The organism is Streptomyces sp. NPDC000410 (assembly GCF_040300305.1).
GTDB lineage: Bacteria > Actinomycetota > Actinomycetes > Streptomycetales > Streptomycetaceae > Streptomyces.
The window spans coordinates 141,204-165,799 of the sequence record NZ_JBEPDM010000006.1; the positions used below are offsets into that span (position 1 = coordinate 141,204).

The window sequence follows — 24,596 nt, forward strand, 5'->3', positions numbered from 1 at the left end:
GCGGAAATGAGGTGTACGCGGCGACCGGCGTCCGTACCGTTCCCGCCATGGCTGTCGACGATTTTCCACCCCGGCTCACCCGTCTCACCTTCCACGGGCCGCTCTCCGAAACCCGGGCCGCGCACTTGGCCGCACGGCTGACCCGGCAGACCCCTGCCTCCGTTCTCGATATCGGCTGCGGCTGGGGCGAGCTGATGCTCCGCGTGCTCGAAGCCGCGCCCGGCGCGAAGGGCGTGGGGATCGACCTCAACGGCGCCGACCTCGCGCGCGGGAGACGCAACGCCGCCGCGCGCGGCCTCGACGGGCGCGTCGAGTTCGTCGAGGAGTCCGCCACCGGGACGTCCCGGGGGCCGGCCGATGTGGTGCTCTGCGTGGGCTCCGGGCAGGCGCTCATCGCAACGGACGCGGACGCCCCGGCCCCTGCGGACCCCACGACCGCAGCCCTCCGCGCCGTGCGTCAACTCGTCACCCCCGGCGGCCGGGTGCTCTTCGGCGATGGCTTCTGGCAGCGCACCCCCACCGCCGACGAGCTGGCACGGATGTGGCCGGACGCCACAGCCGAGGACCACCTCTCCCTCGCCGCCATCACCGAGGCCGCCACCGCCGCCGGATTCCGTGTGGAATGGATCGAGACGGCGACCGAGGAGGAGTGGGAGCACTTCGAGTCCGGCTACCTCGCCGACCTGGAGGAGTGGCTCGCCGCCCACGAAGGGCACCCGCTCGCCGCCGAGACCCGCGCCAGAGTGGACCGGCACCGCGCGAGCTGGCTGCGCGGCTACCGGGGGATCCTCGGCCTCGTGTACCTCACCCTGGTCCCGGTCGGCTGACAGCAGGAGGCTCGCTCACCGTGGACTGCCCAGAACGAAGGCACGGGCCGCGTTCACGGTGAGGATCCGCTCCACCAGCTCCTCGCCCAGGGTGAGTTCGAGTCTCGGCCGCAGCCTGCGCAGCAGATAGGGCATTCCGGGGGTCGTCGGTACGGTGGTGTCGCCGCCCAGCAGCAGCCGCTCGCCGAACCCGGCGTCGGCGAGCGCCTCGAGCGAGTCCGGCACCCGCCAGTCCGTCATGTGGTTGGCCCGCGACGGTCCGTCGAACGCGAGGTACGCGCCTTCCCGCGCGGCCAGCAACTGCGTCACCCGGTCCGGATTGCGGCCCACGTGCCCGAGGATCACCCGCTGGGGCGCCACCTCCAACTGCCCGCAGAGCAGATCCAGTACGTCGAGCGCACCCGTGCCCAGCTCCATGTGCACGGCGATGGGCGCGCCCGTCCGATGGTGCGCCCCGGCCGCGGCGGCCATCGTGAGCCGCGCGTGCTCGTCCAGGCCGTGGAAGGCGCCCGCGACCTTGATGATTCCCGCCCTGATGCCCGTCCCGGCGATTCCCTCGGTGATTTCCGTGGTGAACAGGTCCGCCAGGTTGTCGACGACCTCCTCGACGACCCCGGCCTCGTAGTGCGCCGCCTGATGCAGCCCGGTGGCCGCCACCACATGGACCCCGGTCTCCCGGGAGAGCCCCGCCAGCGCCTGTGCCCGGCGGCCCATCCCGTACGGCGTCCACTGGACCACCGTCCGGCCGCCGAGCGCGGCGAACTCGCCCAGCCGCGCCGCCGCGTGCCGCGGGTCGTCCAGTTCCTGCCCCGCCAACTGCGGGCTGCGCAGGAAGAGATGGTCGTGCGCGTCGCAGACGCCCAGGTCCCCGGCGGGCACATCGCCGAGGACGGTACGCACCACGCTCACCACTGCCGGCCCCGGGACAGCTCGGCACGGTGCGGAGCGGACACGTGCAGCACCTGGAAGGCATCGCCGGCCTCCCGGGGAGCGGCGTCTGCCCAGAGCGCGAAGTGGATCAGCTCCCAGTGCCGGGGGTCGATCGCCACGGCGGCCGCCACCACGCCCTCCGTCCGCGCCAGTCGGCCGTGGGCGTCCAGCGCGCGTGCGACGGCTTCGGCGGGCGCGGAGTCCTCCGGCAGGCGTTCCCGGCGGCGGGAGGCTCCGCGTGGTGCGGACGCGGCCGCCGGGCCCTCCTCATAGGCCAGTCCGGTCCAGTGCTGGACCACCGGTCGGCCGAAGTCGTTGACGAGGCCCTGGAAGCCCGGCCCCCAGAGGAAGGCGTTCATGCCCTCGGGCGCGGTCCACAGATAGAACGGCGCGTACTGGTTGACCGGCGAGCCGTCGGCGCGTTCGCGGATCAGATACGCCTTGAGGCCGAGGCCCGGGAAGGCGTCGAGCAGATGGCCCTTCGTGGCGACGCGGGTGCGGATGATCCCCATGTCGTAGTCGGCGGGAAGGGTGATGTCGTACTGCATGGCGTGCACGGACGAGCTCCTCGAGCCTCAGGACGCGGCGGACGGATCGGACGGTGCGAGCAGAGCGAGCAGTCCCCGTACGCCACTGTCGAAGGCGGCCGTCGATCCGGACGCGCGCGCGAGCACATAGCCGCCCTGTACGGTCGCGACGATCAGCGCCGCGATCTCGGACGGGACCAGTGACGCACTGAACTCGCCACGCTCACGCCCTTCCTCGACGATTCCCTCCAGCCGCTCCCGCAGCCAGTCCAGCGTCTCGTCGACCGGGGCGCGCAGCTCGTCGCTGGCGACGACCTCCGGGTCCATCGTCAGCCGTCCGACGGGGCAGCCGCGCAGCACGTCGCGCTCGCGCAGGAGATACGCCGAGATCCGCGCGTACGCCGGTCCGGGCCCGCCGAGGGGGACTTCCGCGGCGGCGCGCATCTCCTCGGCCGTCCGGCGGATCGCCGCGAGCGCGAGGTCCGGCTTGCCGGCGAAGTGGTGGTACATGCTGCCCTGGCCCGCGTCGGCCTGCTGCTGGATCGCCTTGGGGCTGGTGCCCACGTAGCCGCGCTGCCACAGCAGCTCGCGGGTGGCTTCGATCAGGCGCTCCGGGGTGCTCATGATCTTAATGTACATACTAGTAGGTACAGAACCCAGTACTCCTGGGGAGGTATCCGCACTGCCGCTGCCCGTACGACGACTCGGGCCCCCTCCCGGAGCGAATCTCGGAAGCGAACCAGAAGCCGCAGCCGCAGCCGCAGCCGTGGCCTTAACCGCAGCCGCAGCCGCAACCGAGGAGCTGACCGAGATGAACACCCTGGCCCACGACGGACCCGGCCCGTGGATCCTGCTCTTCCCGCTGATCTGGGCCGCCGTGATCTTCTTCGGCGTCACCCTGGTGCGCCGCACCGCCCGGCTCGGCCGACGAGGGCCGCTGAGGCGGTACGACGAGCGGTCGCCCATCGCCGTACTCGGGCACCGCTTCGCGGCGGGCGAGATCGACGAGGACGAGTACTGGCGCCGACTGTCCGTGCTCGACGAGGAATTCGGCCGCCACGCCAAGGGAGGACGGGCTTGACGCCCGCCTCCGTCAGCCCAGTGCGGCCGACCGCGTCCGGGCCGAAGCCGGCGCGCGACCCGCCTCGGCGTCGACGACCGGGAAGGGGGCGTCGGCCCTCGCCCCGTACACCGCGTACGGCGCAGCCGTCGCCACCGGCGGCGAAGTCGGCAGTGTGAACCACACGGCCTTGCCCTCGTCGCCCTTGGGCAGCACGCCCCAGCTCTCGCTCACCGCTTCGATCAGCGCGAGCCCGCGCCCGGTGGTCGCCAGCAACCCGGCGGCGCCGAGCGTGGGCGGCCTCGGATCGTGATCGTGCACCGAGACGGTGAGCCGGTCGAGCAGCAGCGCCATCTCGACGGTGCACTGCTTGTCCGGTTCGGCGTGCCGGTGGACGTTGGTCAGCAACTCTGTGACGCCGAGCGCCGCCTGGTCGATCAAAGGATCGAGATGCCAGTAGCGCAGGTGCGCCGAGACGATTCTGCGGACCTGACCGATCCGCGACGGCAGGGCTTGGAGCTCCACCGTGCATTGCCTGCTTGCCTCGCTGATCACGGCTGCGACTCCCCGAATGAGGTCCGGAAGAAGACGAAGGATCGGATCCAGCAGTTGGCCGCCTGCTGTACGCGCCGCCGGGCTGGTTCGCAGCGTCACCGACGGTGAACCCTGAGTGATGTAGTCAAGCGTGAACCAGGGACGGCGGCCGCGCAACTCCGCGCACTCTCAGCCCCGGGGGCCTCCGGCCCCGCGCAGCACTTCGAGGAAACGTCCGGCGAGCGCCGCACCGTCGAGCCGGCGCCCGTCATCCCCGCGGCCCGGTTTGCCGCCCATGGTCAGCCGGTAGCGCGTGCCGTTGACCGTCGCGACCGTGCTCTCGTCACCCGCGAACCAGGGTTTGCCCGCCCGTACGGCCCGCACGGGCGCACTGTCGATCACCCGCCCGTAGCTGGTCAGCAGCGCCAGTCGGCCGTCCTCGACGAGAACTTGACCCGCCTCGGTGAGCGAGCGGGGCCACCGCTCGATGCGTACACCCTTGGCGCTGAACTCCAGCTCGGACCCGGAATCGGACATGGCCGCCGCCCCCTTCGCAAGCGCGTCTCCACCTCAGTCTGCCCACGTAACCGCATGGACACCAGAGCGCATTCCGCAACCCTGCCACAAGGAAACCCTATGGAACCCCAAAGCGAACGTTTGTGCAGGTGAGGGGCTTATGGTGGGAAGTGGGACAGGCGAAAGCAGAAGGAGCGGGCCGCATGAGCACCTACGAGGCGACGGCCACCGTGGACGTGGACCGAAGTGATCCGGAGTACCGGGCGTGGCTGAAAGAGGCCGTACGCAAGGTCCAGGCCGACGCGAACCGTTCGGCGGACACCCATCTGCTGCGCTTCCCGCTGCCGGAGGAGTGGGGGATCGATCTCTACCTCAAGGACGAGTCGACCCATCCGACCGGCAGCCTCAAGCACCGGCTGGCCCGTTCGCTGTTCCTCTACGGGCTCTGCAACGGCTGGATCCGGCCCGGAAAGCCGGTCATCGAGGCCTCCAGCGGCTCGACCGCGGTGTCGGAGGCGTACTTCTCGAAACTCATCGGGGTGCCCTTCATCGCGGTGATGCCCCGCACCACCAGCCCCGAGAAGTGCCGGCTGATCGAATTCCACGGCGGACAGTGCCACTTCGTGGACGACCCCCGGAGAATGTACGAGGAGTCGGCCGCGCTCGCCGCCAGGACCGGCGGCCACTACATGGACCAGTTCACCTACGCGGAGCGGGCCACCGACTGGCGCGGCAACAACAACATCGCCGAATCGATCTACCAGCAGCTGCGCCTGGAGCGCTATCCGGAACCCGCGTGGATCGTCGCCACGGCGGGCACGGGCGGCACGTCGGCGACGATCGCCCGGTACGTGCGCTACATGCAGTACGACACCATGATCTGTGTGCCCGACCCGGAGAACTCGTGCTTCTTCGACGGCTGGACCCAGGGCGACCCGCTGGCCACGAGCGACTGCGGCTCACGCATCGAGGGCATCGGCCGCCCCCGTATGGAACCGAGCTTCGTCCCCGGCGCCATCGACCGGATGATGAGGGTGCCCGACGCGGCGACCGTCGCCGCCGTACGGGCGCTCGAACGGGTCATCGGCCGCAAGGCCGGCGGATCGACGGGAACGGGCCTGTGGAGCGCCCTGAAGATCGTCGCGGAGATGGTGGCCGAGGGCCGTACGGGCAGCGTGGTGACGCTGATCTGCGACCCCGGCGACCGCTACCTCGACAAGTACTACTCCGACGACTGGCTGGCCGGACAGGGCCTCGACATCGCCCCGTACGCCGCCGCGATCGACGACTTCCTCACCACCGGCGTCTGGCCGGACTGACCCGTCAGGCGGGGGCGGAGGCGAGCCGCAGATCCAGCTTGCGTACGGCGTCCCGGAACGAACGCCCCACCGCCGCCCGCCCCAGCCGCAGCCCGAACCGGAACGGCGCCGCCCCGTCGGCCGCCATCGTCCACCGCACCCGGCACCCGGCCCCGGCCGGCGTCAGCCGCCAGTCCTCCAGCAGCGCCCGCACACCGGGGGCGTTGGTCTCGTCCACGCGGTACGCGTAGCGGGCCCCCGGCTCCGCGGCCATGATCGTCTCCTGGAAACGGGTACCGCCGACCAGCCGGACCTCACGGCCCGCGCCCCCGGCCGTGGGCCGTGCCGCGGTGACCGCCGTGAACCACGAGGGCCAGCCTTCGACATCCTCGGCGAGCGCACGGTAGACAGTGGCGGGCGCGGCCCCCACGTCGGCCGTGAACACCAGACGCAGGGGTGCGGAATCGACGAAGTCGAGTTCCACGGGGTGCAGTCGGCGTGCCATGCGGATGACCTCCGGCGGTGAGGGGCGGCTGTCGGGCCCGCACACGATAACGGCCGGGCCGTCAGATGCCCACGGTCGGGTGCGCCCCCGCACGACCTGGGCGCGGCCCGGCCGGGACCACGGGCGAGGCCGCCCACCCGCGGCGGTCCCGGGCACGCCCCGGCGGTCACTCCGCCGGGTCGGCCGCCTCCCCGGCCACCACCAGATGCGGCAGCAGCTCCGCGATCTCCTCGCGCGCCCGCGCCGACAGCCCCGCGTCCGTCACGAGCGTGTCCACGTCCTCCAGTCTTGCGAACGAACTCAGGCCCACCGTCCCCCACTTGGTGTGGTCGGCCACGACCACCACCCGCCGAGCCGAACGGACGAAGCGGCGGTTCGTCTCCGCCTCCGCCAGGTTCGGGGTCGACAGGCCCGCCTCGACCGAGATGCCGTGCACCCCGAGGAACAGCACGTCGAAGTGGAGGGAGCGGATCGCCTGGTCGGCGACCGGGCCCACGAGCGAGTCCGACGGCGTGCGCACACCGCCCGTGAGGACCACCGTCGCGGCCGCGGTCCGCTGACCGCTCGCCGCGCCCGCGCGCTGCGCCGCGTGGAACACATCGGCGACCCGCACCGAATTGGTCACCACCGTCAGATCCGGCACGTCCACCAGATGGTGCGCCAGGGCGTACGTCGTCGTACCGCCCGACAGGGCGATCGCGCTGCCCGGCACCGCCATCGCCGCGGCCGCCCGCGCGATGTCCTCCTTCGCGCTGAGCTCCAGCGACGACTTGGCCTCGAAGCCCGGCTCGTGCGTGCTCGCGTCGGCCACCGGCACCGCGCCGCCGTGCACCTTCTCGACGACACCGAGCCGGGCGAGGGCGTCCAGATCGCGCCGCACGGTCATGTCGGAGACGTTCAGCCTGCGGGTGAGCTCATTGACCCGAACGCCGCCGCGGCGCCGCACCTCGTCGAGGATCAGGGCGCGCCGTTGCTCCGCGAGGAGGTTCTGATTGTCGCTCACCGCCGGGGCCGGTCCTTCCGTGTCCGTCAAGGTTTCTCATCCTCCCACGGTCCATTCGCGTGGGGCGCGGGGAGAATCCGTGAGAGTCCCGCGGCAGAACACCGTGATCCGGGATCGTGGTGGCGCGCCGCTGATCCGCTGACAGTTCCTGAGATCCTCCCACCAGAGAGCGAGTCGCAGAAGTGTCACCTGCCTCATCGGACGCTCCACAGGAACCGAGTCCCCGAAGCCGCGGCGCCGCTCTGGAACTGCTGGTCCACGGCGTCGGCGGGGCCACCCCCCAGGGCATGCTCGACGACCCCCGCACGGTCCGGATCACCGGTGACGAGACCGCCGCCATGTACCGCCGCGCCGACGACGTCGACGCCGAACGCCATCCGGAGCGCTACGCGAACGAACCGGTCCCGGAGGCCTACTGCTGGTCCAACCTCACCTCCGGGAACGGCGCCCGCGCCCTGTGGCTGCTGCTGCTCCCCTTCATGGTGGTGAACCTCGCGCACTGGATGCGGCCGACGACGAAGGGGCCCGCCCGCACGGTGCGGCTGTACGGCATGCTCGTCCGGCTGGTGGCCCTCAGCCTCACCGCGGTGCTCATCGCCACGGCCTGCGAGGTGGCGCTCGACCTCACGGCCTGGCAGTGCGCCGGCTCGGCCCGCTGCTCGGCCGGCCGCTCCTGGCTCGGCTTCCTCTCGTCCGCCCAGGGCGGCTGGTGGTCCCAGCCGGGCCGTCGTCTCTCCGTCGCCGCGCTGGTGCCCGCCCTCCTGGTGGGCCTGCTCTGGTACCTGTCCAACCGCACCTGGAGCGCCTACGAGGCCCAGCGCCCGCCGACGGTGACGACGGACCGGCCGGAAGGCGCCGACGAGGGCGCGGACGAGGATGCCGACGAGGCCGCGGCGGACACCGGCGTGCGCCCCGCTCTCGGGCGGCCCGGCTTCTGGTACGGCAGACGGCTCGTCGCGCGGCTGCGTGCCGCGCACACCGCCGCCGGGTTCCTCATCATCGCCGGAGCAGTCGCCGGGGCCGCGGCCCGGCACGACCGGGGCGCGGGAGTCCTCGCCCTCGAAGTCACGGGCTGGGTCCTGGAGTCGCTGCTCGTGCTCGCGGGCCTCGTCGTCGTCGCGGTCGTGTTCCGGCGCGGCCGCAGCGAACGGGTGCTCGACAACCGCGTCGACCACGCCGTCGTCACCTGGCTGCCCTGCGTCTCCCTGGTCCTGCTCGCCCTGTCGATGCTGTACGCCTCCTGGTCCCGGCCCGGCTGGATCTCGCAGGGCACGCTTCCCGGAGACACCGCCTTCCGCGCCCTCGCCCTCGCCCAGGGCGCCCTCGTCGTGGTGCTCGCGGGCGCCGCGCACGTACTGCACCGGAGGGTCCGGCATGCCCGTACCGCCATGTACGGACTGGGCGGTCCCGCCGTCGCGCTGCTGGCCTGCGCGCTCGGCGGCGTCATGACCGGCGGCGTCGCGCAGCGCGTCGCCGACTGGCTGGACGGCCCCGGCACGCCCGGGGTGGGCCGCGGCCCGATCCCCGGGCCGCCCGTGCTGCTGAGCTGGCAGGCGTCCGTCATTCCCGTCCTGCTGCTTCTGCTGCTCGTCCCGCTCGCGGTCCTCGGCGTACGCACCTGGCGCACCGCACGCGCCCTCGCCCCGCGCGTCGAGGAGGAGTACGCGGGCGAGCGGCCCGATGCCGTACGCACCCAGCGCATCGCCGGCACCCGGGCCAGGGCCGGGCTCACCGACGCCGCCCCGACGATCATCGGCATCCTGTGCGCGGCGACACTGCTGCTCGGGGCGGGCGCCGTGGCCGGGGCCTGGATGACCGGCGAGGTCCCGTCGGAGGCCTTCCGCCGCGCCCATCCACTCGTGGAGGGCGCCGCCGACGCCGCCCAGGCGATCGGCTCCTGGCTGATCGGCCTCGGCTTCCTCCTCTTCGTCACCTGGGGCAGGCGCGCCTACCAGGACGCCTCCGCCCGTCGCACCATCGGCATCCTCTGGGACGTCGGCACGTTCTGGCCGCGCGCCGCGCACCCCTTCGCGCCCCCCTGTTACGCGGAGCGCGCCGTCCCCGATCTCACCTGGCGGATGGCCTCCTGGACGGGACGGACCGGTGGACGGCTCGTCATCTCCGGCCACTCGCAGGGCAGTGTGCTGGCCGCTTCCGCGGTCTGGCAGCTCCCACCCACCACCCGGCGCCGCGTCGCCCTCCTGACCTACGGCTCACCGCTCGAGCGCCTCTACGGCCGCTGGTTCCCCGCCTACTTCGGCCCCACCCCGCTGCGCGCCCTCAACCGGGAGCTGCACTGCTGGCGCAATCTGTGGCGGCACACCGACCCGATAGGCGGGCCGGTCCTCCTCCCCGCCGAGGACGGCAGGCCCCCCGTCGACCGGGACGCCCTCAAGGACCCCGTCGTGTACGGGCGTACGGGAACGCATCCGCTGCCGGAGCCGATCCTGGGCCACTCCGACTACCAGGCCGACCCGGCGTTCGCCGAGGAGCGCGAGGAACTGCTCGACCGGCTGCCGCCCGCGCTGCTGCCCGGACAGCGGGACGCCGAGTCCGCCGCATGTCAGGGGAGTTCGGGCAGGTCCGCCGGATAGAGCAGGGTCAGGTCGTCGGTGCTCGCCTCGGCGAGCTCGGCGACCCGGCCCGCGTGCCGCTCCACCATCGACTCGAAGGTCTGCCGCGCGGTACGGCCGTTGCCGAACGCGGGCCCCTTGGGCAGTGCGGTGAAGTACTTCAGCAGCGCTTCCGCGGCGCCCTCGCCCAGCCGGTACTCGTGCTCCTCGGCCTGCTGCCGGACGATCCGCAGCAGCTCGTCCGGCACGTAGTCGCTGAAGGTGATGGTGCGTGAGAACCGGGACGCCACACCGGGGTTGACGGAAAGGAAGCGTTCCATCTCCGCGGTGTACCCGGCGACGATCACGACCACCGCGTCCCGGTGGTCCTCCATCAGCTTCACGAGCGTGTCGATGGCCTCCTTGCCGAAGTCCCGGCCGGAGTCCTCGGGGGAGAGCGCGTACGCCTCGTCGATGAACAGCACTCCGCCGCGCGCCCGGTCGAACGCCTCCTGCGTACGGATCGCGGTGGAGCCGATGTGCTCGCCGACCAGGTCCACCCGGGACACCTCGACCAGGTGTCCGCGCTCCAGCACCCCCAGCGAGGCCAGGATCTCGCCGTACAGCCGCGCGACCGTCGTCTTGCCGGTGCCGGGGGAGCCGGTGAAGACGAGATGGCGCCGCACCGACGCGGCCTTCAGGCCCGCCTCCTGGCGCCGCCTGCCGACCTCGATCATGTTCGTGAGCGTACGGACCTCACGCTTGACGCTGTCCAGGCCGACCAGCGTGTCGAGTTCGCCGAGCACGTCCGTGGACGTACGGACGGGAGGCACCGGCGCCGCGGGCTCCGGTTCCGGATCGGCGGCCCGCTGGCCGGGGATCGCGCCGAGCAGCCCGGCGGTCCGGTCCGGCTGGGTCGCGGTCAGGACCGCCGGGGCCCGCCCCGCCGCCTGCGCCCGTACGCCGCTCTCGTCGCTCGTGCAGTCCTCGACCGTCAGACCCTCGTCGGGGAACTCGTAACCCCCGCGCGCGCACCGCTCGGTGCGGCACCGCGTCAGGGTCGTACGGCAGCCGTCCATCACATGGAAGCCGTAGCCGCCGCTGCCCGTCACCCGGCAGCCGTGGAACGTGCCGCGCCCCTCGGCGGACACGTAGAAACCGGCCTCGGCCGGTGACGTCACCGTGCACCGTTCGATCGTCGGATCGGCGCCCTTGGTGACGATGACGCCCGTCTGGGCCCCGTCGATGGTGCAGTTGCTGAGCGTGCCGCCGCTGCCGTGGTCGCGGAACCAGGCACCCGTGGACGCCTCCCGGATGCGGCAGTCGTCGAGCTGCGCCGTGGCGCCGTCGCTGACCGACACCGCCGTGTTGCGCACCTGGGACAGATCGCTGTCGACGACATCGGCGCGCGAGCCCCGGTCCAGGACGAACAGGGCGTCCGGGACATCGTGTACCCGGCAGGAGTCCAGGACGGCGGTCGCGCCGTCGCTGACCCAGACCGCCGGGTAGTCCCCCGTACTGTCGTGGATCTCGCACTGGTTGGCGTCCACGCGGGTGCCCGGGTCCCACACGGAAAGACCGTTACGGCCGAAGCGCCGGACGGTGGAGCGGGTCAGCGTGAGCACCGAACGGGAACGCAGATCCACCGCGTTCTCCGGAATGTCGTGGATGTCGCAGTCGGAGAGGGTGAGTACGGCGTCCGTGTCGAGCGTGATGCCGTCCGAGGAGATCCGGTGCACGGTCGAGTCGGTGAGATGGGCCGTCGCGCGCGAGGCGATCTGTACACCGGTGCCCCTGATCTCGTAGACCTCGCAGCCGAGCGCCTCGAGAGCGCTGCCCTCACCCGTGATGCTCAGCCCCGCACCGGAGGCGTGGTGCACCCGGCAGCGCTCCAGGCGTGGGTGGGCGCCGCCGCGCACCGACACGCCGGACTGTCCGGCCGCGACCACCTCGCACTCCTCGAACACACCGCCCGCGCCGTCCAGTACGCCGATCCCCACCCCGGCCGGATTGTCGACGGTGCAGCGCCGTACGGTCGGGCGCGCGGCGCCACGCACCTCGATGCCCGAGGCGGAGCGGGTCACGATCCGCAGATCCGTCAGCTCGGGTGTGCCGTCCTCGACGAGCAGGGCGGGCGCCGCCGTGTCCTGCCCCTCGACGTGCAGGTCCTGCACGGTCGCCGAGGCCCGCACGGTCAGCGGTACCCCCTCCGACGGTGCGATCCGCACCGAGCCGACCGATCCGTCGGGCCCGCGCAGGGTCACGGCGCGCCGCACCACGAGGTTCTCCCGGTACGTCCCGGGGGCGACGGTGAGGATGTCGCCGTCGCCGGCGGCCTCCAGGGCGGCGGCGAGGGAGGCGTACTCGCCTGTGCGGCGCCGCCACCGCGATGTGCCGGTGTGCGTCACCTGAACGGTGCCCTGTGCCATGGTGCTGCTCTGCCCCCACCTCGTACGCCGGTGTGTGTGCTGTCGCGTGATGTGCGCACCACCGTAGCGCGCGCGGGCAGTGGGAGTTGACCGGTCAGCCGCCCTCCTCGCCTCCGTCGCCCGTGTCCTTACGGTCGCAGGGCTCAGGAGCTCCGGGGCTCAGGGCCTCAGGCGAGGATCCGTACAGGATCCCCCACCCGGACGGTTCCGGTGTGCTCGGGAATCAGGTTCTGGCCGAACACCAGCTTGTCGCCGAAGCGGCGATGCCGGGCGAGCGTACGCAGCGGCTCCTTGCCTCGCTGTGCCGTCAGCTGGTCGGTGGTGGTGACGACGCACCGCCCGCACGGCTTGACCACCCGGAAGCGGACCTCGCCGACCTGGATGCGCTTCCATCCGTCCTCGGCCCACGGGGCCGCGCCCTCCACGACGAGATTGGCCCGGAACCGGTTCATGGGCAGCGGGCCTTCGTCGGGGTGGTCGCCCTGGGCGATGAGGGAGTTCAGCGCGTCGAGCGACGCGACGGAGGCGATGAGCAGCGGGTAGCCGTCGGCGAAGGACACCGTCTCGCCGGGCAGTGAGTAGGCCGGATCGATACGGCGGCGGTGCTCGGGGGCGTCCATGTGCACCAGCCGGGCCGGGGTGCCCAGATATTCACCGAACCATGCGTCGGAGGCGGCGCCCGCGGGCACCGCCTCCACCTTCGCCCCGAAGATCTCCACCACGTCGGTGCCCGACGGCTCGGGCACCTCGACCGTCAAACGCTCCTGTCCGGGTGCGGACAGCCGGATCGCGCCGCCGGGCAGCGGCTCGGCGCCGACCAATGCCAGCCGCGCCTGCTGGCGTTGCGTGACGGCCCTGTTCTCCGTGTCGACGAGCATCCACCGGCGGTCGCCGACGAGCCCCCACGGTTCCACGACGGCCTCGCGCGGCGCGTGACCGGCGACCGACTTGACCGGGTGGACGTGGAGGGAGCGGATCACAGGATTTGGCATACGACCATCCTGCCAGCCGCCCCGCGGGCCCCTGCCGCTCCCGGCGGTCCGCTCGGCCCGTCCGTCAGTAGCCGCCTCCCTGGTAGGGGCGGTTGTACGGGTCGTCGTACGGAGCGGGGGCGGGCATCGGGCGCGGCGCCGCGGGGCGCATCGCCTCGTACCCGGCCGTCACCGGGCGGGGCATGGGCTGCGGCTGGGCGCCCGGGTACCCGCGCGGGCCGGTGGGCTGCTGGGGGATGTACGGCGCGGGCGCGTGCTGCAGCGGAACGGGCTGCGGCATCGGCTGCGGGTATCCGTACGAAGGAGTGTGGTGGGAAGGGGCCGCCGGAAGGGCGGGCAGGGCCGCGGGCAGCGCCGGCAGATAGCTGTTGCCGGTGTCGTACGCGGAAGGCACTCGGATCGGGGCGATCTGAGGCGTGCCCCGCTCAGCGACCAGGGAGTCGTAGATCGGGGTGTCGGGGAACGACGGCGCGGCGTAGTAACCGCCGCCGTAGGTGGAGCGGGGGGAGGTCATGGCACATAAGTTAAGCCCACGATGTGCTGGTTGGGGAGACCGATAAGAGGGTTGTTTGACGTGTTACGAGTGACCTCCGATCCCCAATACGAGCGAATGTGAGAAAAACGGTCGCTCCGGAGTGTCTAGATCGTGTAAAGGGCAAGCTGAACAGGGGTTACCCGCGGGTCGGCGGGGGTCGTTCCGGCGGCCCCGGGCATAGGTTGGCGGGGAAGGAAAGCGTCGGCGCGAGGACCCGTGACGGGGGCGAGGATGACCATGCTCAAGGGAGCCAATGTTCCGGTGCCGTCGCCGAATGTCCGGGTGGAATTGGGCTGGCGTTCCGGCAATGGCGTGCCCGACGTCGACGCGTCGGCGCTCCTGCTGGACTCCGGGTCGGGAAAGGTGCGCTCCGACGCGGACTTCGTCTTCTACAACCAGCCCGAGCACGCCTCCGGTGCGGTGCGGCACGAGGGCAAGCACGCCACGGGGGAGCAGACGACCGACAGCCTGTCCGTCGACCTGGCCGCGGTGGAGCCCGCGATCGAGCGGGTCGTCGTGGTCGCCTCGGCGGACGGCGGCAGCTTCGGGCAGGTGCCGGGACTGTACGTACGGATCGTGGACGCAGCCGGGGGAGCGGAGATCGCCCGGTACGACAGCCGGGACGCGACCGTCGAGACCGCGTTCATCCTCGGCGAGCTCTACCGGCGCCAGGGCGCGTGGAAGTTCCGTGCGGTGGGGCAGGGCTACGGCTCCGGGCTGGCGGGGCTCGCCACCGACTTCGGCATCACGGTCGACGAGCCCCAGGAGCCGGCGGCCGTGGTGCCTCCGGCGCCCGAGGCGGTCGTCGCGTCATCCGCGCCCGTTACACCACCCGCGCAGGTGACTGCTCCCGTACGCCTCACCAAAGTCACCCTGACGAAGGAATCGCCGACCGTCTCGCTCAGCAAGCAGGGCGGCACATCCGGCGCCATGCGCGTCAACCTCAACTGGGAGGTGCGCAAGCAGTTCAAGGGCTGGGGCGCGAAACTCGGCCAGGCCGTCGCCCTGCACGCCGACCTCGACCTCGACCTGTGCGCCCTCTACGAACTCACCGACGGCAGCAAGGGGGTCGTCCAGTCCCTCGGCAACGCGTTCGGATCGCTCCACCGGCCGCCGTACATCCACCTCGACGGCGACGACCGCACCGGCGCCGTGTCCACGGGCGAGAACCTCACCATCAACCTCGACCACAAGGACAAGCTCCGACGCGTCGTCATCTTTGTCACGATTTACGAAGGTGCGCGCAGCTTCGCCGATCTGCACGCCACGGTCACCCTCCAGCCCCAGCACGGTGCCCCCGTCGGCTTCTCCCTCGACGAGTGCACCGTCCCCTCCACCGTCTGCTCCCTCGTCCTCCTCACCAACCAGGGCGGCGACCTGCTCGTCCAGCGCGAGGCGCGCTATCTGGTCCCCGAGCGCGGGGTCAGCCCGCAGCGCACCATCGATTACGCCTATGGCTGGGGCATGAACTGGACGCCGGGCAGGAAGTGACCTACGCCGTACCCCCTCGCCGGCCGGGCGCCGGATCGGGGCGGGCGTACGTACGCCCCTTCCAGGCCGCGCCCCGGCCCCGGTAGTGCTGCACCGCGGAATCCACCGTCATCAGCAGATAGAGCAGAGCGGTGAACGGCAGCAGCAGGGCCATCCCGGGCGGCTGCCCGTAGTAGCGGAGCATCGGGAGGTACGTCCCCGCCATCACCGCCCACGCCAGGAACCCCGCCCAGCCGGCCACCGCTCCCCCGGGGGCGTCCGGCGCCAGCCACGCGACGCACAGCGCGACGGGCGGCGCGAGGTACACCACCGCCAGCCCCGCCACCGTTCCCGCGAGCAGCAGCGGGTTGTGCCGCAGCTGGGCGTACGCGCTGCGCGACACCATCCGCCACAGATCGGTCAGCCGCGGATACGGACGGATGCTGTCCACCCGGTCCGCGAGCCCCAGCCAGACCCGTCCGCCCGCCCTGCGCACCGCCCGCGCCACCGCCACATCGTCGATCACCGCCTGACGGACCGACTCGGGGATGCCGGCCCGCTCGGCCGCGTCGGTGCGCAGCAGCACACAACCGCCCGCCGCGGCCGTGGCCCAGGGGCGCTCCTTGTTGATCCACCGGAACGGATAGAGCTGCGCGAAGAAGTAGACGAAGGCGGGCACCACCAGCTGCTCCCACACGGTGGCGACGCGCAGCCGCGCCATCTGTGAGACGAGGTCGAGGCCGTTCGTGCGGGCCGCGGCGACCAGTTCGCGCAGGCTGTCCGGCTCGTGCGCGATATCGGCGTCGGTGAGCAGCAGGTACTCGGGCCGCTCGGCCCGCGCCAGCGCGATGCCGTGGCGCAGCGCCCACAGTTTGCCCGTCCAGCCGGGTCCGGGCTCACCGGGGGAGGTCACCGTCAGCGGCAGTCCGTCGCATCGGACGGACAGCTCACGGGCGAGCGGGCCCGTACCGTCCGTGCTGCCGTCGTCGACGAGTATCACCGAGGCCTCGCCCGGATAGTCCTGCCGCAGCAGCGACGGCAGACTCTCGGGCAGCACGCCGGCCTCGTCCCGGGCCGGTACGACGATCACGACGGACGGCCAGCGGGCGCTGCCCGGAACGCGGCCTTCGGGGGGCGGCCACTCCCCGGGTGCCCCGCGCCGCGGCAGCCGCTGGTCCGTACGCCAGAAGAAGCCCTGCCCCAGCAGCAGCCAGAGCCAGGCGGCCAGAGATCCCAACGCGATCCACGCAATGGTGCTCATTCGCCGCAGTCTGCCCCACTTCGCCAGGACCGCAAGGGCCGTCGGCGGCGTCGGGGGCGTTGGTGTCGTCGGCTAGGGTGACTGGGTGAAGATCGCCCTCATCGACTCCGGAATCGGCCTGCTCGCGGCGGCCGCCGCGGTGCGCCGGCTGCGGCCGGACGCCGATCTGGTCCTCTCCTCCGACCCCGACGGAATGCCGTGGGGCCCGCGTACCCCGGACGACGTCACGGAGCACGCGCTCGCCGCCGCCCGCGCCGCCGCGTCGCACCGCCCCGAGGCCCTGATCGTCGCCTGCAACACGGCGTCGGTGCACGCCCTCCCGGCCCTGCGCGCGGAGCTGGAGCCCGGACTCCCGGTCATCGGCACCGTACCGGCCATCAAGCCGGCCGCGGCGGGCGGCGGCCGCGTCGCGATCTGGGCCACGCCCGCCACCACCGGCAGCCCGTACCAGCGCGGGCTGATCCGTGACTTCGCCGACGGCGCCGCGGTCACCGAGGTGCCCTGCCCCGGACTCGCGGACGCCGTGCAGTACGCGGACGACGCCGGGATCGACCGCGCCGTCGCCGCGGCCGCCGCGCTCACTCCGATGGACGTACGCGCGGTCGTCCTCGGCTGCACCCACTACGAGCTCGTCGCCGAGCGCATCCGTACAGCCGTGAGCGAGCGCCGCCCCGCCGGGCTGCCGCCGGTCGTCCTGCACGGCTCCGCCGGGGCCGTCGCCGCGCAGGCCCTGCGCCGCATCGACGCCCGCCCGGCGACCGGGGCCACGCCGAGCGCGCGCCTGACGGTGCTGCTCAGCGGCCGTGCGTCGCGGCTGCCGGAGGAGGCGCTGGAGTACGCCGAGGGCCGCCTGCTCGGCGCGATGGATACGGTCACGCCCGCGCACTGACGTGACGGTGCCGCCTGAGCGGAACGTGAGTAGTGTGCGACGCATGACGGACCACCCCCGTGCCGAGGGGCAGGCCGTAGAGCCACTGCCCGAACTCTGGACCGGCCGCGCGACGAATCGCATCCAATGGGTGCTCGCGGCCGCCGGTGCGGCCTGCATGGCGCTGGGCATCGAGCTCGCCGTCGACTCCCCGTGGACCTCGGGCATCATCGCGCTCCTCATGTCCGTGATCGGCTGCGTCGCCGCCGGGCTGCTCATGCTCTTCGGGACCCTGGCCTTCGTCTATGTAGTGGTCACGATCGACCGCGACGCCCTGGAGGTGCGGTGCGGTCATATGGGCCTGCCGCGCCGGAGGATCCCCCTCGCGTCCGTCGTGGGCGCCGAGTTCGTGCCCAGGATCTGCCCACGCCAATGGGGTGGCTGGGGCTGCCGCTGGCGCCCCGAGAAGGGCACCGCGGTCATCGTGCGCCGCGGCGAGGGCCTGGTCCTCGACCTCGGCGACGGCCGGACCTTCACCGTCACCGTGGACGACGCGGAGGCGGCGGTCCGCGTGATCCGCGGCCACCTCCGCCCGACGGCCTCGACGGGGGCCTGAGCGTCCTGGCCCGGGGGCGGCGTAACGGGCCCGACTTACGAGACCCGGGCTCGCCGTGTGTCGGACGATTCCCGCGCCGTCGCCAGCCCCGCGAGGACCCCCGCGCCCACCGCGACCGGCGTATGACTCAAGGCGTCCCCGACACTCGCCAGCGCCACCAGCGCGGTGAGCGCGGCCCCCGCGCTCAGCACCACCGGAGTGGAGCGGGGCGAGCGCCACAGCGCGTACAGCAGCCGGCCGAACAGCGAACCGAGCAGCCCGACGCCCACGAGCCCCTGCTCCGCCGCCTGCTGGAGCGGGGCCGGGGCGGGCGTGCCGTCGGACTGCGGGAACTGGGGCGCCTGCTGCGTGGCCGGGCTCAGATCGCCGAACCGGCCGGGCCCGGCACCGAGGACCGGGTGTGCCTTCGCGATCTCGGCCGCGTCCCGCCACAGCAGCACCCGCTGCGGGGTGAGCCGCTCCTCCACCACCGCCGCGAGTCCTTCCGGCAGCGCGTCATCCGTCACCGCCCAGGACCCCCCCGGTCACGAGTGCGGTGGCGAGCGCGAACCCCGCCAGCGCCGGCGGGCGGCGGCGCATGCGGGCCGCTGCCGACGAGCACACGAGTACGCCGACGGCTGCCGCGAACCCCGCGGTCGTGCCGAGCACGAACGCGGTGCCGACGACGGCGAGTGCCAGGACCCGCAGCAGCACACGCGCCGCCACCGGCCGCGCCGCACGCCGCCCCGGCGGCCAGGACGAGCAGCGCGGCGGCCATGCCGGTGCGGCCGACCGGCGCCGCCGCCGTCGTGGCACCCGCCGTTCCGTGCGGCGAGGCGACCGCGAGGGCGAGCGCGGCGAGCGCGGTGACGGCCGCGGCCGCCACCGGCAGCAGCGTGCCGAAGATCCGCCCGCACGCGTATCCGGCGGCGACCGCCAGCACGGCCAGCAGGAACCCCTCGGGCCGCGCGTCCCGGCCCGCCGCGCTGATCAGCGACCATGCGGCGCACAAGGCGAGGACGGCGACACCGACGGCATCGGGGACACCGCCGGGTGCTTGCTGTGCGCGGCGATACGCCCGATGTGTCCGGTGGCGGCTTGCGGTCGTACGGTCCGCCGTTGCTGCCATCCCGTCGACCCCCCGACGTGTGACGGGCACTGGCGCACACAGTAACGGCGGGGGCGGCGGTTTGTGGATGCACGCGCAGGAACTGTGGGTCGGGGTTCCGGGAAGGCAGGGCGGCGCGTGCACCCGGACCGCGGGGCCGGGGATCGCCGATCGCCCCGGAGAGCGCTCCGAAGGCCCCGTCACCCCGATCGGAACCCCGGCCGGACCCGGCCGGGGTTCCGATCCGTGACTTCGGCCGCCGTAGACTCCGGCTCGTGACCGCGACCATCACCTCCGCCGATGCCCAGCCCGTTCAAGCCGCGTCCGGCCGGGTCCCTCGGCCGCTGCCGCGGCGGCTCCTACGGCCCGGTATGGCCGCGCTGTCCGGGGTGCTGCTCTATCTCAGCTTCCCGCCGAGGCCCCTGTGGTGGCTGGCCCTGCCGGCCTTCGCTCTGCTCGGCTGGTGCCTCCAAGGGCGTCGCCCGCGAGCGGCCCTGGGCCTCGGCTACCTCTCCGGCCTCGGCTTCCTGCTCCCGCTGCTGGTCTGGACCGGCGAGGAGGTCGGGCCGCTGCCGTGGATCGCGCTCGCCGCGATCGAAGCGCTGTTCATCGCGTTCGCCTGCCTGGGCATCGCCCTCGTGACGCGGCTGCCACTGTGGCCCCTGTGGGGCGCGGCCCTCTGGGTCCTCGGCGAGGCCGCGCGGGCCCGTGCGCCGTTCGGCGGCTTCCCCTGGGGCAAGATCGCGTTCGGACAGGCGGACAGCGTCTTCCTGCCGCTCGCCGCGGTGGGCGGCACCCCCGTACTCGGCTTCGCCGTCGCCCTCTGCGGCTTCGGCCTGTACGAGACGGCGCGCCGCCTGCGTACGTACCGCCGGACCGGCGAACTGCCGCGCGGCCCCCTCGCGGCCGCGGCGCTCACCGTCTTCGTCCCCGTCACCGGCGCCCTCGCCGCGCTGCCGCTCGTCGACGACTCCGCCGAGCAGGGCACCGCGACCGTCGCGGCCATCCAGGGCAACGTGCCGAAGGCCGGACTCGACTTCAACGCCGAGCGCCGCCAGGTCCTGGACAACCACGCCCTCCGTACGAAGCAGCTCGCCGACGACGTCACGGCGGGCAAGGCGGCCAAGCCCGACTTCGTGCTGTGGCCGGAGAACTCCTCGGACCTCGACCCGTACCGCAACCCCGACGCCCGGCTCGTCATCGACCGGGCCGTGAAGGCGATCGGCGTGCCCACGGTGGTCGGGTCGGTCATCGCCCCGGAGACGGGCAAGCTCCGCAACACCCTGATCGAGTGGGACCCGGCGAAGGGCCCGGTCGCCGAATACGACAAGCGGCACGTCCAGCCGTTCGGCGAGTACATCCCGATGCGCTCCGTCGTCCGGATCTTCAGCTCGGACGTCGACCGGGTCCGCCGCGACTTCGGGCCGGGGAACAAGGTCGGCGTGTTCGATCTGGCGGGTACCAAGGTGGGCCTCGCCACGTGTTACGAGGCCGCCTTCGACTGGGCGGTCAGGGACACCGTCACACACGGCGCCCAGCTCATCTCCGTGCCCAGCAACAACGCCACCTTCGGGCGCAGCGAGATGACGTACCAGCAGCTGGCCATGTCGCGGGTGCGGGCCGTCGAGCACAGCAGGGCCGTCGTCGTCCCCGTCACCAGCGGGGTCAGCGCGGTCATCGGGCCGGACGGGAAGATCGTCCAGCAGACGGAGATGTTCACGCCGGACGCCCTGGTCGCCGAGGTGCCGCTGCGCTCCTCGCTGACCCCGGCGACCCGGATGGGCACCCTGCCCGAGTTCGTGCTGATGGGTCTCGCGCTGGCCGGTCTCGGCTGGGCGGGCACGGTGATCGTCCGCGCCCGTCGCACCGAGGTGCCGGGCGGGGCGGCGGACACCCCTGGGGAGGGTCTTCGCAGCAGTGTCGCCGGGCGGACGGGACCGTGAGGACACCACCTGGGTCCGGATGCCGCGGACGGGGTCCGGTTAGGGTCGAGGTATGCCGACTCCTGACTTCATCCGCGAGATCCGGGCCAGCGCGGGCAACCAGCTGCTCTTCCTCCCGGGAGTGAGCGCGGTCGTCTTCGACGACGAGGACCGGGTGCTCCTGGGCAGGCGGGCCGACACCGGCACGTGGTCGATCATCGGCGGGATCCCCGAACCGGGGGAGCAGCCGGCGGTGACGGCGGTGCGGGAGGTCTACGAGGAGACCGCGGTGCGCTGTGTCGCGGAGCGGGTCGTGCTCGTGGAGGCGTTCAGGAAGCCGGTGACGTATCCGAACGGCGACTGCTGCCAGTTCATGGACATCACGATGCGCTGCCGGGCCGTCGGCGGCGAAGCGCGCGTCAATGACGAGGAGTCGCTGGACGTCGGCTGGTTCCCGGTGGACGCGCTGCCGAAGCTCCAGGAGTTCGCTCTCTTCCGGATCAAGCAGGCCCTTACCGACGGCCCGACGTGGTTCGACTCCACCGTTCCTGAGTGAACTGTGGGCGCTGACCACATCGGTCGCCTTGGGCCCCCTGCCTAGGGTGCGGAGCATGACCACACATACGGGTGCCGCGCCCGCGCCCCACTCCGCAGCCCTCCGTCCCGCAGCCCCCCTGTCCGCCGCCCTCGGCCTTGATCTCGGCGGGCGTACGGCGCTCGTCACCGGAGCCGCGGGCGGCATCGGCCGGGCCTGCGCACTGCGGCTCGCGGCCGCGGGGGCCAAGGTCAGGGCCGTGGACCGGGAGGCGGACGGTCTGGCAGCCCTCGTCGAGGAGTCGCTGGCGCTGGGACCGGGCCTGGCCGGTGTCGTCGAGCCGCAGGTCCTCGATCTGACCGACCTCGACGCGGCGGAGGCGGCCGCCGCCGGAGCGGACGTTCTGGTCAACAACGCGGGGCTCCAGCTGGTCCGCCCCATCGAGGAGTTCCCGACGGACGTGTTCCATACGGTGCTCACCGTGATGCTCGAAGCACCGTTCCGGCTGATCAGGGGCGCCCTGCCGCATATGTACGGGCAGGGATGGGGCCGGATCGTCAACATCTCCTCCGTGCATGGGCTGCGCGCCTCTGCCTACAAGTCCGCGTATGTGGCCGCCAAACATGGTCTGGAGGGCCTCTCCAAGACAGCTGCTCTGGAGGGGGCCCCGCACGGGGTCACCTCCAACTGCGTCAACCCCGGCTATGTGCGCACCGCACTGGTGGAGCGGCAGATCATGGACCAGGCCACGGCCCATGGCATTCCCGAGGAGAGGGTGCTCACGGACGTCCTGCTCAAGGACTCCGCGCTCAAGCGGCTCATCGAGCCCGACGAGGTGGCCGAGGCCGTCGCGTACCTCTGCGCGCCGCAGGCGTCGTTCATCACCGGGGCCTCCCTGGCACTGGACGGCGGCTGGACCGCGCACTAGAGCCCGGAGGCCGCGTCTCCCGGGCGCAGGCCGCGCTTGGACCGGGGTCTCCCGGGCGTAGGCCGCGCTTGGGCCGGTGGGTGTCTCGGGCCGGCGTCGCCGGGGCCGGCGCGGCGGGGGATGACGGAGTTGTCCACATCGGCCGTGCCGTCCACAGGGGCTGGTGCGCGCCCCACACGGCAGGTATCCCTGTGTTCATGTCCCACGATCAGGCCTCCTACCTGGAGCTCCTCGCCCGCGGCGCCGCCGTCGAGGCGTATGACAGGCCCGTGCTGCTCGCCCGTGCGGGCGGCGCGGACTCCGAGACGCTGTCCGGGCTGGAGCACGCCAAGCAGCTCGCCCTGCGTGTGAGGGCCGAGCTGGAGGGCAGACGGCGCCGCGAGGCGGAGCTGTCGGCCCTCTTCGAGACCGCCCATGACCTGTCCGGTCTGCGCGACCTCGACGCGGTGCTCCGGGCGATCGTGCAGCGCGCCCGCTCGCTCCTCGGCACGGAGGTCGCCTATCTCAGCCTCAACGACCCGGCCGCCGGTGACACCTACATGCGCGTCACCGAGGGCTCGGTGTCGGCCCGCTTCCAGCAGCTGCGTCTCGGCATGGGGGAGGGGCTCGGCGGGCTCGTCGCCCAGACCGCCAGACCGTATGTGACCGAGAGCTATTTCGACGACGAGCGCTTCCAGCACACCCGGACGATCGACTCGGGAGTCCGGGACGAGGGCCTCGTCGCGATCCTCGGGGTTCCCCTGATGCTCGGCAGCCAGGTGATCGGAGTGCTCTTCGCCGCGGACCGGCGCGCCCGCGTCTTCGAACGCGAACAGGTGGCGCTGCTGGGCTCGTTCGCCGCACACGCCGCGGTGGCCATCGACACCGCCAATCTGCTCGCCGAGACCCGCTCCGCCCTCGCGGAGCTGGAGCGGGCCAATGAGATCATCCGGGACCACAGCGCCGTCATCGAGCGCGCGTCGGACGTGCACGACCGGCTCACCGAACTGGTCCTGCACGGTGGCGGGGTCCATGACGTGGCCGACGCCCTGTCCGAAGTGCTCGGCGGGACGGTCGAGTTCGCCGACCTCGGCTCGCCTTCCCTGACGGCCCTGGCCCTCTCCGGTACCGACGGCCACGCGATCCGCCACCACGACGACTGGCTGGCGGCGGTGTCGGCGGGCGGCGAACTGCTGGGCGCGCTCGTGCTGCACGGCCACCCCTCGCTCGACCCCGTCGACCGGCGCACGCTGGAGCGGGCCGCGATGGTCACGTCACTGCTGCTCCTGGCCCGCCGTTCCGCGGGCGAGGCCGAGCAGCGCGTACGCGGCGAACTGCTCGACGACCTGCTCGACGCACCGGGCCGCGACCCGCGTCTGCTGCGTGAACGGGCGACGCGGCTGCGAGCCGACCTCGACGCGGCGCACGTGGTGCTCGCCGCCCGGATCGCCGACCACCCCGGCACCCGCGCTGCCGACGGTGCCGACGGTGCCTCACGGGCCACCGCGGACCGCCAGCGTCTCTACTCCGCGGCCTCGCACCTCGCGGCCACCCGCCACGGTCTGGCCGCCGCCCGCGACGGCGGTACGGTCCTGCTGCTGCCCCTCGGCCCCGGGGACAGCGCCGCGGATCTCGCCCGGCACACCGCGAAGCACCTCGGCGGCACCCTGCGGGAACCGGTCACCGTGGGCGCCTCGGCCCCGGTGGAGGCCCTCGTCGCCACCCCGGGAGCGACGGCCGGGGGGTACGCCGAGGCGCGGCGCTGTGTCGAGGCGCTGCGTCTGCTGGGCCGCTCGGGAGAGGGCGCGGCGGCGCGGGACCTCGGCTTCCTCGGGCTGCTGCTCGCCGACAGCCGCGACATCGAGGGCTTCGTCGGCCGCACCATCGGCGCGGTCACCGACTACGACGAGCGGCGCGGCACGGACCTGGTGCGGACGCTCGACGCGTACTTCGCGAGTGGGATGAGCCCGGCCCGTACGAAGGACGAACTCCACGTCCACGTCAACACGGTGGCCCAGCGGCTGGAGCGCGTCGGCCGGCTTCTCGGCGACGACTGGCAGTCGCCCGCCCGCGCCCTGGAGATCCAGCTCGCGCTCCGGCTGCACGCGATATCCGGGGCGGTCGCCCGCTGACCGGACGAACGCCCTACGAACACCCTCGTGAACGCCCACGAACACCTCGCGTACGACCGGGAGTGTGACCGCACGGAACGGGGCGGGGCC

Annotated in this window: 22 protein-coding genes and 1 pseudogene; 11 read left to right on the plus strand and 12 right to left on the minus strand. The window is 72.8% G+C overall.

Going from position 1 to position 24,596, the window contains the following annotated elements; all coding sequences use genetic code 11:
- Positions 1 to 47: 47 nt before the first annotated feature.
- Positions 48 to 827 (plus strand): SAM-dependent methyltransferase, encoded by a 780-nt coding sequence (locus ABT342_RS10525; protein WP_351570030.1) that lies wholly within the window; start codon positions 48 to 50, stop codon positions 825 to 827.
- Positions 828 to 842: 15 nt separating this feature from the next.
- On the opposite strand, the gene ABT342_RS10530 is transcribed toward ABT342_RS10525, so the two are convergent.
- Genes ABT342_RS10530 through ABT342_RS10540 form a run of 3 tightly spaced genes read right to left on the minus strand, consistent with a single transcriptional unit; the run spans position 843 to position 2,908 of the window.
- A complete protein-coding gene (locus tag ABT342_RS10530) occupies positions 843 to 1,739 on the minus strand; it encodes a phosphotriesterase family protein (RefSeq protein WP_351570034.1) in 897 nt (298 codons plus the stop codon).
- Positions 1,733 to 2,314, minus strand: coding sequence for a DUF4865 family protein (locus tag ABT342_RS10535; RefSeq protein ID WP_351570037.1), 582 nt, complete (start codon positions 2,312 to 2,314; stop codon positions 1,733 to 1,735). Before ABT342_RS10535 ends, ABT342_RS10530 begins: the two co-directional genes overlap by 7 nt.
- 18 nt (positions 2,315 to 2,332) lie before the next feature.
- Positions 2,333 to 2,908: a TetR/AcrR family transcriptional regulator gene (locus tag ABT342_RS10540; protein WP_351570040.1), complete on the minus strand. Its 576-nt coding sequence runs from the start codon at positions 2,906 to 2,908 to the stop codon at positions 2,333 to 2,335.
- A gap of 187 nt (positions 2,909 to 3,095) precedes the next feature.
- On the opposite strand from ABT342_RS10540, the gene ABT342_RS10545 reads away from it, so the two are divergent.
- On the plus strand, positions 3,096 to 3,365 hold the full coding sequence (locus ABT342_RS10545; protein ID WP_351570042.1) for an SHOCT domain-containing protein: 270 nt from the start codon (positions 3,096 to 3,098) through the stop codon (positions 3,363 to 3,365).
- Positions 3,366 to 3,377: 12 nt separating this feature from the next.
- Here ABT342_RS10545 and ABT342_RS10550 read toward each other — a convergent pair whose 3' ends face one another.
- Both ABT342_RS10550 and ABT342_RS10555 read right to left on the minus strand, forming a co-directional pair.
- The gene (locus tag ABT342_RS10550) at positions 3,378 to 3,899 is read right to left on the minus strand and encodes an ATP-binding protein (RefSeq protein ID WP_351570044.1); all 522 of its coding nucleotides are present in this window, start codon (positions 3,897 to 3,899) and stop codon (positions 3,378 to 3,380) included.
- Between the two features lie 168 nt (positions 3,900 to 4,067).
- Positions 4,068 to 4,415 (minus strand): hypothetical protein, encoded by a 348-nt coding sequence (locus ABT342_RS10555; RefSeq protein WP_351570047.1) that lies wholly within the window; start codon positions 4,413 to 4,415, stop codon positions 4,068 to 4,070.
- A gap of 182 nt (positions 4,416 to 4,597) precedes the next feature.
- Here ABT342_RS10555 and cds1 point away from each other — a divergent pair, with 182 nt between their 5' ends.
- Positions 4,598 to 5,713 carry an L-cysteine desulfhydrase Cds1 gene (gene cds1, locus ABT342_RS10560; RefSeq protein ID WP_351570050.1) on the plus strand — a complete coding sequence of 372 codons (1,116 nt, stop codon included), beginning with the start codon at positions 4,598 to 4,600 and terminating at the stop codon, positions 5,711 to 5,713.
- Between the two features lie 4 nt (positions 5,714 to 5,717).
- Here cds1 and ABT342_RS10565 read toward each other — a convergent pair whose 3' ends face one another.
- Together ABT342_RS10565 and ABT342_RS10570 are read right to left on the minus strand one after the other, a co-directional pair.
- Positions 5,718 to 6,197: an SRPBCC family protein gene (locus tag ABT342_RS10565; RefSeq protein ID WP_351570053.1), complete on the minus strand. Its 480-nt coding sequence runs from the start codon at positions 6,195 to 6,197 to the stop codon at positions 5,718 to 5,720.
- A 166-nt stretch (positions 6,198 to 6,363) separates the two neighbouring features.
- The gene (locus ABT342_RS10570; protein ID WP_351570056.1) at positions 6,364 to 7,200 is read right to left on the minus strand and encodes a DeoR/GlpR family DNA-binding transcription regulator; all 837 of its coding nucleotides are present in this window, start codon (positions 7,198 to 7,200) and stop codon (positions 6,364 to 6,366) included.
- 287 nt (positions 7,201 to 7,487) lie between these two features.
- On the opposite strand from ABT342_RS10570, the gene ABT342_RS10575 reads away from it, so the two are divergent.
- Complete coding sequence (locus tag ABT342_RS10575; RefSeq protein WP_351570059.1) at positions 7,488 to 9,794, plus strand: hypothetical protein; 2,307 nt, start codon at positions 7,488 to 7,490, stop codon at positions 9,792 to 9,794.
- Here ABT342_RS10575 and ABT342_RS10580 read toward each other — a convergent pair.
- The 3 genes from ABT342_RS10580 to ABT342_RS10590 all read right to left on the minus strand — a co-directional run bounded on the left by ABT342_RS10580 (position 9,764) and on the right by ABT342_RS10590 (position 13,687).
- Entirely contained in the window at positions 9,764 to 12,181 is a 2,418-nt protein-coding gene (locus ABT342_RS10580) for a right-handed parallel beta-helix repeat-containing protein (protein WP_351570062.1), read from the minus strand. The genes ABT342_RS10575 and ABT342_RS10580 overlap by 31 nt on opposite strands.
- Before the next feature lie 167 nt (positions 12,182 to 12,348).
- Positions 12,349 to 13,173: an MOSC domain-containing protein gene (locus tag ABT342_RS10585; protein ID WP_351570065.1), complete on the minus strand. Its 825-nt coding sequence runs from the start codon at positions 13,171 to 13,173 to the stop codon at positions 12,349 to 12,351.
- 64 nt (positions 13,174 to 13,237) lie between these two features.
- Positions 13,238 to 13,687 carry a DUF6643 family protein gene (locus ABT342_RS10590; protein ID WP_351570068.1) on the minus strand — a complete coding sequence of 150 codons (450 nt, stop codon included), beginning with the start codon at positions 13,685 to 13,687 and terminating at the stop codon, positions 13,238 to 13,240.
- Positions 13,688 to 13,939: 252 nt separating this feature from the next.
- Here ABT342_RS10590 and ABT342_RS10595 point away from each other — a divergent pair, with 252 nt between their 5' ends.
- Positions 13,940 to 15,199 carry a TerD family protein gene (locus ABT342_RS10595; RefSeq protein ID WP_351570071.1) on the plus strand — a complete coding sequence of 420 codons (1,260 nt, stop codon included), beginning with the start codon at positions 13,940 to 13,942 and terminating at the stop codon, positions 15,197 to 15,199.
- Between the two features lies 1 nt (position 15,200).
- Here ABT342_RS10595 and ABT342_RS10600 read toward each other — a convergent pair whose 3' ends face one another.
- The gene (locus ABT342_RS10600; RefSeq protein WP_351570074.1) at positions 15,201 to 16,439 is read right to left on the minus strand and encodes a glycosyltransferase; all 1,239 of its coding nucleotides are present in this window, start codon (positions 16,437 to 16,439) and stop codon (positions 15,201 to 15,203) included.
- Positions 16,440 to 16,524: 85 nt separating this feature from the next.
- Between ABT342_RS10600 and ABT342_RS10605 the strand changes: the two genes are divergently transcribed.
- On the plus strand, positions 16,525 to 17,328 hold the full coding sequence (locus ABT342_RS10605; protein ID WP_351570076.1) for a glutamate racemase: 804 nt from the start codon (positions 16,525 to 16,527) through the stop codon (positions 17,326 to 17,328).
- 43 nt (positions 17,329 to 17,371) lie between these two features.
- Positions 17,372 to 17,923: a hypothetical protein gene (locus ABT342_RS10610; RefSeq protein WP_351570079.1), complete on the plus strand. Its 552-nt coding sequence runs from the start codon at positions 17,372 to 17,374 to the stop codon at positions 17,921 to 17,923.
- A 35-nt stretch (positions 17,924 to 17,958) separates the two neighbouring features.
- Here ABT342_RS10610 and ABT342_RS38205 read toward each other — a convergent pair.
- Positions 17,959 to 19,031 (minus strand): annotated as a pseudogene (locus tag ABT342_RS38205) (O-antigen ligase family protein).
- A 254-nt stretch (positions 19,032 to 19,285) separates the two neighbouring features.
- Between ABT342_RS38205 and lnt the strand changes: the two are divergent.
- The 4 genes from lnt to ABT342_RS10640 all read left to right on the plus strand — a co-directional run bounded on the left by lnt (position 19,286) and on the right by ABT342_RS10640 (position 24,506).
- Positions 19,286 to 20,953, plus strand: a complete 1,668-nt coding sequence (gene lnt / locus ABT342_RS10625) for an apolipoprotein N-acyltransferase (RefSeq protein WP_351570088.1) — start codon at positions 19,286 to 19,288, stop codon at positions 20,951 to 20,953.
- 52 nt (positions 20,954 to 21,005) lie between these two features.
- Positions 21,006 to 21,488, plus strand: a complete 483-nt coding sequence (locus ABT342_RS10630; RefSeq protein ID WP_351570091.1) for an NUDIX hydrolase — start codon at positions 21,006 to 21,008, stop codon at positions 21,486 to 21,488.
- Positions 21,489 to 21,543: 55 nt separating this feature from the next.
- Positions 21,544 to 22,395, plus strand: a complete 852-nt coding sequence (locus ABT342_RS10635) for a 3-hydroxybutyrate dehydrogenase (protein ID WP_351570093.1) — start codon at positions 21,544 to 21,546, stop codon at positions 22,393 to 22,395.
- Between the two features lie 197 nt (positions 22,396 to 22,592).
- Positions 22,593 to 24,506 carry a helix-turn-helix domain-containing protein gene (locus tag ABT342_RS10640; protein ID WP_351570096.1) on the plus strand — a complete coding sequence of 638 codons (1,914 nt, stop codon included), beginning with the start codon at positions 22,593 to 22,595 and terminating at the stop codon, positions 24,504 to 24,506.
- Positions 24,507 to 24,596 lie beyond the last annotated feature (90 nt).

Coding starts and splice junctions, on each gene's coding strand:
- ABT342_RS10565 (WP_351570053.1), bottom strand. CDS start 6,197: ATGGCACGCCGACTGCACCCCGTGGAACTCGACTTCGTCGATTCCGCA.
- ABT342_RS10555 (WP_351570047.1), bottom strand. CDS start 4,415: ATGTCCGATTCCGGGTCCGAGCTGGAGTTCAGCGCCAAGGGTGTACGC.
- ABT342_RS10575 (WP_351570059.1), top strand. CDS start 7,488: ATGCTCGACGACCCCCGCACGGTCCGGATCACCGGTGACGAGACCGCC.
- ABT342_RS10610 (WP_351570079.1), top strand. CDS start 17,372: ATGACGGACCACCCCCGTGCCGAGGGGCAGGCCGTAGAGCCACTGCCC.
- ABT342_RS10640 (WP_351570096.1), top strand. CDS start 22,593: ATGTCCCACGATCAGGCCTCCTACCTGGAGCTCCTCGCCCGCGGCGCC.
- cds1 (WP_351570050.1), top strand. CDS start 4,598: ATGAGCACCTACGAGGCGACGGCCACCGTGGACGTGGACCGAAGTGAT.
- ABT342_RS10590 (WP_351570068.1), bottom strand. CDS start 13,687: ATGACCTCCCCCCGCTCCACCTACGGCGGCGGTTACTACGCCGCGCCG.
- ABT342_RS10600 (WP_351570074.1), bottom strand. CDS start 16,439: ATGAGCACCATTGCGTGGATCGCGTTGGGATCTCTGGCCGCCTGGCTC.
- ABT342_RS10585 (WP_351570065.1), bottom strand. CDS start 13,173: ATGCCAAATCCTGTGATCCGCTCCCTCCACGTCCACCCGGTCAAGTCG.
- ABT342_RS10630 (WP_351570091.1), top strand. CDS start 21,006: ATGCCGACTCCTGACTTCATCCGCGAGATCCGGGCCAGCGCGGGCAAC.
- ABT342_RS10580 (WP_351570062.1), bottom strand. CDS start 12,181: ATGGCACAGGGCACCGTTCAGGTGACGCACACCGGCACATCGCGGTGG.
- ABT342_RS10545 (WP_351570042.1), top strand. CDS start 3,096: ATGAACACCCTGGCCCACGACGGACCCGGCCCGTGGATCCTGCTCTTC.
- ABT342_RS10595 (WP_351570071.1), top strand. CDS start 13,940: ATGACCATGCTCAAGGGAGCCAATGTTCCGGTGCCGTCGCCGAATGTC.
- ABT342_RS10635 (WP_351570093.1), top strand. CDS start 21,544: ATGACCACACATACGGGTGCCGCGCCCGCGCCCCACTCCGCAGCCCTC.
- ABT342_RS10540 (WP_351570040.1), bottom strand. CDS start 2,908: ATGAGCACCCCGGAGCGCCTGATCGAAGCCACCCGCGAGCTGCTGTGG.
- ABT342_RS10525 (WP_351570030.1), top strand. CDS start 48: ATGGCTGTCGACGATTTTCCACCCCGGCTCACCCGTCTCACCTTCCAC.